Origin of the sequence: Flavobacterium sp. UGB4466 (assembly GCF_903469665.1) — a bacterium.
Taxonomy (GTDB): domain Bacteria; phylum Bacteroidota; class Bacteroidia; order Flavobacteriales; family Flavobacteriaceae; genus Flavobacterium; species Flavobacterium lipolyticum.
The window spans coordinates 1-1,753 of sequence record NZ_CAGKLC010000225.1; the positions used below are offsets into that span (position 1 = coordinate 1).

Below are 1,753 nucleotides of genomic sequence, written 5' to 3' on the forward strand. Positions count from 1 at the left end.
GATTACATAGGTAAAAAATATGTGTACCAGTACAAAGATCATTTGGGTAACATACGATTGAGTTATGCTAAAAATCCTGCAACCCAAGTTCTTACCATTATTGACGAGAATAATTATTATCCTTTTGGGTTGAAACATAAGGGGTATAATGATTATGTAGCTACGAGTAATAAGTATAAGTACAACGGAAAAGAACTTCAGGACGATGATATCGGAGGCCTTAAACTTAATATGTATGACTATGGAGCTAGAAATTATGACCCTGCGCTTGGTAGATGGATGAATATTGACCCATTGGCCGAAACTAGTCGAAGATTTAGTCCTTATACTTATGGGCTTAATAATCCGGTATTTTTTATTGATCCTGATGGAAGGCAAGCAACGTATAATTGGGACGAACACAAAAAGGGTAATAAAGGAGTCTATACTGATGGTGGTAAAACCGTATCGTATGAGCAAGCTATTGCAGGTTATAGTGATGATAATGGGTATGATGAAAAAGGGAATCAAGTAAATAATAAAGGTGGGGATACAACCGATTATTTATATGGTAAAGATGGAAAGATCATATCTTCAACTTCCGTTAAGTTAAAAAGTATTTCACAAGGAGAATTTGGAAGTAATGGGGGGAAATTAAGAGGTTATGGTTTTAAGGGTTGGAAGATGGCTACTGGAAATTCACAATCGATGGAACTTACCTCTCCTTTTTTCTCATGGGGTTGGGCTTTTAAAGGTATAGGGGCAGTTTGGAGTGCAACATTTGGGACAACAGCAAGAACGGCAGAAGCATCGGGTTCTGTATATTCAGTTGCATTCGAAACATCATTATCAAGTGACTTATTTCCGGGTGGAAGTTATTATGGACACTTTAAAGCGGCTAACACCGCTCTGAATACAGCTATTGAGACGGATGCTTCGTTAGCATCCTCCATGTATGAGTTAGGGATTACTGTTCCGAAATCATCAGCTGGAAGTGTTTTAGGTAAGTCCCCAACGAATTGGGTGTGGCATCATGCTATAGAGCCAGGAGTTATGCAATTAGTGCCAAAAGTACAACATACACCGGGATCAGTCTTTTGGAATACCTTGCACCCAGGCGGAGTGGGTGGAATGTCAATATGGAACAAATTATAAATAAATATAGATATGAAATTAATTGAACTGGTAAAACATTTAAAAAGTGTAAAGGAATCTGAGAAGTTTACAAGTACACAATTGTCAGATATCGAATATGATCTTATCGATATGTATATGATTGAAAAAGTTGACCTTGATTCAGATATTCTTTTTTTTGATGCTGAAAAAATACCTAATAAACTTATTTTAGAAGTTGAAGGGGTAACTTATGAGAATCTTTTTCCATTGAATATGGCACAAGATATGATCGAAGAATTTGTTGGGACTAATGCAAGTGCAAGTGATCTTGAAATTGCTGAATTTATAATAAATTATAGAAAAAAAGATGCCTAAGAAAAATCGACAAAGCATATAAAAAGAAAGCCTCGCTACCAGCGAGGTTTTTTGCGTTTTAAAACTTGTGTAAACATGCTTGTTTTTTCTGCATAAATGCCAACGATAAACTTCAATTAAAACCTAAAATGTTCCTGGCATTTATGCAGAAAAAACAAGCATAGCGATTGCGGCGATTGAGGGTAATGTTACAGATTAGGTGTTTTGGTAATGTTACAGATTAGGTGTTTTTGCAAAATAACGATGTAACGAACTGAAAGAGAATATAAAATTTTAATTCTTG

General features: G+C 35.7%; 2 protein-coding genes. Both read left to right on the forward strand.

The genetic code is table 11. The features are described 5' to 3' along the window. The coding region (locus JO950_RS21755; RefSeq protein ID WP_202704518.1) for an RHS repeat-associated core domain-containing protein at nucleotides 1-1,134 on the forward strand (1,134 nt) is incomplete at its 5' end. A 12-nt stretch (nucleotides 1,135-1,146) separates the two neighbouring features. Then, the gene (locus JO950_RS21760; RefSeq protein WP_202704519.1) at nucleotides 1,147-1,470 is read left to right on the forward strand and encodes a hypothetical protein; all 324 of its coding nucleotides are present in this window, start codon (nucleotides 1,147-1,149) and stop codon (nucleotides 1,468-1,470) included. The last annotated feature ends 283 nt before the right edge of the window (nucleotides 1,471-1,753 follow it).